At 43.7% G+C, this 4,415-nt stretch carries 3 protein-coding genes; 2 read left to right on the top strand and 1 reads right to left on the bottom strand.

The features are described from left to right. Positions 1 to 1,358 (bottom strand): serine hydrolase domain-containing protein (locus HRT75_RS14080; protein ID WP_291188054.1); only part of this gene is annotated, 1,358 nt, incomplete at its 3' end. Positions 1,359 to 1,543: 185 nt separating this feature from the next. Here HRT75_RS14080 and HRT75_RS14075 point away from each other — a divergent pair. Together HRT75_RS14075 and HRT75_RS14070 are read left to right on the top strand one after the other, a co-directional pair. Beyond that, entirely contained in the window at positions 1,544 to 3,964 is a 2,421-nt protein-coding gene (locus tag HRT75_RS14075; protein ID WP_291188051.1) for a TonB-dependent receptor, read from the top strand. A gap of 19 nt (positions 3,965 to 3,983) precedes the next feature. Continuing rightward, on the top strand, positions 3,984 to 4,415 hold a 432-nt coding region (locus tag HRT75_RS14070), incomplete at its 3' end, for a hypothetical protein (protein ID WP_291188048.1).

Genomic DNA, 4,415 nt, shown 5'->3' with positions numbered 1-4,415 from the left:
ATCGGTATCTGCGGATGGTATAGTTCAAAGTCGAATTTACCCGCGCTTTTCTCACTGGGTACAAAGGCGACTGCCAAACCAGAACCGTTGGTGTACTTATACACATTCCCTTTAAAGTGTTCCAAGGCAACTGGATTGGCTCCTTTAATTTCTCTAAACAAAGTATCGTTGCGCTTAACAATAGCTACCTCGGTACTTGATTCTAGCAAATAGGTGCCTAAGATGGAACTTTCTTTGGGTTTGGCCCCAATAGTCTCTGGCATGCTTGGTGAGGCGACTCCTTGTTCTTGAGGACCGTAAATGGTTTCTAAAACTTGCATTGCCAGATAACTCGCGTCCACAATTCCGTTATTCATAACAAATACAGACAATTGATCTTGTGGCAAACGCGCTACATGAGCTCCGTAAGCCCCAGTCGCCCCAGAATGATAAACCATAGGCTGACCGTTAAAACTGCCTTGTTCCAAGCCGTAACTGTAGCCTGTTGGTGAAAGATCCAAAGCCTGCTGAGTAGTTGCCTTCCAAGAGTTTTGATCTGCAAGCACTGCAGCTTGGATCTGCTTCTCATAGTTGAGCATATCGCCTAAGGAAGTATAGAGAAAACCATCTCCGTGAAGATCTGTGATCATAGGATAGATCTGCCAGCGGCCATCCCCCCAATTGGCGTAAGCCGTTGTTTTATTAGGGATGACCTCCATATAATTGTCTGAAAATTGGGTGTGATTCAGTCCAATAGATTGAAACCAAGTTTTGGAATAATCGGCAAAGGATTCTCCTGTGACTTTAGCGACAACAGCAGCCAGTACAATATATCCGCTGTTGCTGTAGGTATAATCACTCCCTGGTTTAAAATTGAGCGTTTGTTGTTTTTGCAGCATCTTTAGAACAGTCTTGTTACTCAAGCCCTCGCGTCTCCACCAAGGGTTTCGCTGTACTGCCATCAGATCACAATAATCTCTTATCCCACTGGTATGAGTGAGTATCTGCTCCAGAGTAATAGGGGCTTTGATATTAGCGTATAAATCAGGCAAATAAGTTCTTAGATCGTCTTGAAGATTGAGTTTTCCTTGCAAACTAAGGTCAACAACCATAGCGGCAGTAAACTGTTTGGCTACGGAGGCAATATTGAAAACCGACTGCTCCCCTACAGGGATTTGGTATTCCAAATTGGCAAAGCCTGCATAATGCTCAAAGACCACCTCTCCTTTATATACAACACCAACAGCAACTCCAGGAGTGTCATCCCCGATCTGTTGATCTATTAAAGATTGTAAGGCTGCTTGGTCAATTTGCTGGGCATAGAATAGGCCCGTAACAGTTAAAAATAGGCTTAGTAAAAGGTGTGTTCGTTTAGTCATGATGATGAATTTTACCCAAATGTAAGGATTTGAATTTGATCGAACTAGCTCCATCAGACGAATGGGCCTATAGCCCGATGAATGGTCCGGGCACGTTCGTCGGCTTATAGGCCCGCTGGTCGGTTTGTACTTTTATATGTCTTAAACCCACCACATATTTGCCTTGTCAATCAAACATCAGCATTATGAACAATTCAATCAAAATACGAATTTCACTACTCCTCATCCTTTTGAGCTGTAGTTTGCTCAAGGGCCAAAATCTGGAGCTTAGCGGACAGCTAGTAGATCCAAATCAGCAACCGGTGGCTTTTGCAACTACCTACCTTTACAAAGCGCAAGACAGCACTTTGGTAAAAGCCACCATCACTGATGCGGATGGCTTCTTTTTAATTAAAGAGTTGCCAAGTGACCGATACTATATTGCGCTCAACAGCTTGGGATTTGCTCCTTACCAATCCGAAGCATTCAACTTAGCGCGTAACTTAAAGCTACCGACCATCCGTTTAGAGGAAGCCGCAGAAGCTTTAGATGAGGTTACCATTATTGCTGAAAAGCCCATTGTAGAAGTTTTAGCGGACAAGACCGTATTTAATGTGGATAAGACCATCAATGCCACAGGGAGTACCGGTTTTGAATTGCTTAGGAAAGCGCCGGGTGTGCTCATAGACAATAACAACAGCATTATTGTAGAAGGAAAAGCCGGCGTGCAGATCTATATTGACGGAAGACCTTCTGTGCTGGCCGGCCAAGATTTGGTGAACTATTTAGAAACCCTGCAATCCACAGATATTGAATCTATAGAGATCATTACCCAACCTTCCTCTAAATACGAGGCTGCAGGAAACGCAGGTATTATTAACATCATCCTTAAGCGCAACAAAAGCTTAGGTACCAACGGCTCTTTGACCTTAGGCTATATTCAAGGGAAGTTCCCGCGGGTGAACAGTTCTATTAATTTGAACAACCGCGGTAAAAAGACCAACCTCTACGGTACATACAGCAATCGCTTTGGAGATGGTTTTGGTTTTATTGATCTGTTTAGACGTCAGAACGGAACCACCTTTGATCAGCGCAGCACAATGGTGCTAGATATCAACAACCACAACATCAAAACAGGTTTTGACTATTACATCAACGATAAACATACGCTGGGCGTGCTTTTCAATGCCAACTTCAGCAATGTGATCAACAGAACCGACAGCCGCACGCCCATCATTCCAGGAGGACAAACCATGCCGGTAGAGGTTTTGATCGCTCAGAGTAACTCAGACAATGTATCGTCCAATCTCAATGGTAACCTCAACTACAAATACAAAGACACCATTGGTCGTGAATTCACGGTAGATCTCAACTATGGAAATTTTTACAGCGATCGCAATAACTTTCAACCTAACTTCTACCTCAATGGTGCAGAAGAAGATACGCTGAGCGAATCCATTGCGCGTTTTATTACGCCGATTCAGATCGATATTCTGGCGGGACAAGTGGATTACGAACAGCCACTTATGGGTGGAAAACTCGCTGCAGGAATTCGCTATTCTTATGTTAAGACCAACAATGTGTTTGACTTCTTTGATGTGGTGGACGGACAAGAGATCCTCAACCTGGAACAAACCAACACCTTTGATTATACGGAACAAATCAACGCCGGCTATTTGAATTACAACATCCGTTGGGACAAATGGAATCTGCAATTAGGCCTGCGGGTAGAACAAACCATCTCCGAAGGAGACTTGACCTCTGCCCAAGACAACGCCAATGATTTGGTGGAACGCAATTATACCGATTGGTTCCCGAGTGGTGGCTTGACCTACCAACTCAACAGAAAGAACAGTTTTGCCTTAACCTACAGCCGTAGAATCCAACGCCCGACCTATCAAAGTTTAAACCCTTTCCAATTCAAAATTGACGAGCTGACATTTAGACAAGGGAATCCCTTCTTGCAGCCGCAGTACACCAACAACATCAAACTATCACATACGTATAATTACCGTTTGACCACCTCCTTCACATACACTTATATTTCTGACTTCTTTGCTCAGGTTACTGAGGCTTTGGGAGAGGATCAAAACTTCATCAATCAGCGTAATGTGGCCAACCAACGGGTGTATAATCTTGGAATCTCCTACCCTACGCGAATTAACGATTGGTGGAGCATTTACTTCAGTGTCAACGCTTTTAGAAGTGAATATGAAGCCACCTCAGAAGATTTCTTAGCGGTAAGTCAAAATACGCTGAGTTTCTACGGACAGAACACCTTTAAGTTACCTGCGGATTTCACCTTTGAAGTTTCGGGTTGGTTTCAATCGCCTTCTATTTGGGGTGGAACTTATCAGACCCAAAGTCTTGGTTCTTTAGATGTAGCGCTGCAGAAGAAGTTCTTTAACGACAAATTGACCTTGCGAGTAGCGGGTAGTGATATCCTCTTTACCTCCCCGTGGCAAGGAGTTACCGAGTTTGGAGACTTGATCATTGACGGTAGCGGAGGTTCAGACAGCAGACAGTTCAGACTCAGCTTGAATTACAACTTCGGGTCTGACGAGGTCAAAAAGGCACGTAAAAGAAAAACGGCCATTGAAGACGAATCGGGCCGCATCGAAAATTAATCATCAAAAAACGACAATCATGAAATTCATCATTACAATTACATTAATACTCTCAGCCCTACTGGCGCAGGCGCAGGACAATTATTTGACCATTGTTAGATCAGACAAGGCTTTTGACCAAGTGACCTATCCACCCAATACCCGCTTTGAACTCAAAGATGCTCAGGGACAAATCGTATTTTCAGATAAAAGTCCTTTAGGAACTTTTGAAATCACGGAAGTCTATGAACTGTCCGTCTATCCAGATTACAAGGATGAACCAGACCATTTTACCTTAAAAACCGGACAACTGCAACTCAACAAAGCGGAGCGTCTCAGAGTATCGCGTTCTTCCAGTGATTGGGGATATATATCCTCCGGAGTAACTGTAGAAAAAACCCTCAAGCCTTCACAACGTAATTACGGTTTGCAAAACGTCACCTTGAATTTCAGCAACGGCGTGGAGTTCACC

Origin of the sequence: Gilvibacter sp. (assembly GCF_013214815.1) — a bacterium.
In the GTDB taxonomy this organism is placed as follows: Bacteria; Bacteroidota; Bacteroidia; order Flavobacteriales; family Flavobacteriaceae; genus Gilvibacter.
The sequence above is the reverse complement of the archived record's forward strand: the minus strand, read 5'-3'. Positions and strand labels throughout refer to the sequence as shown.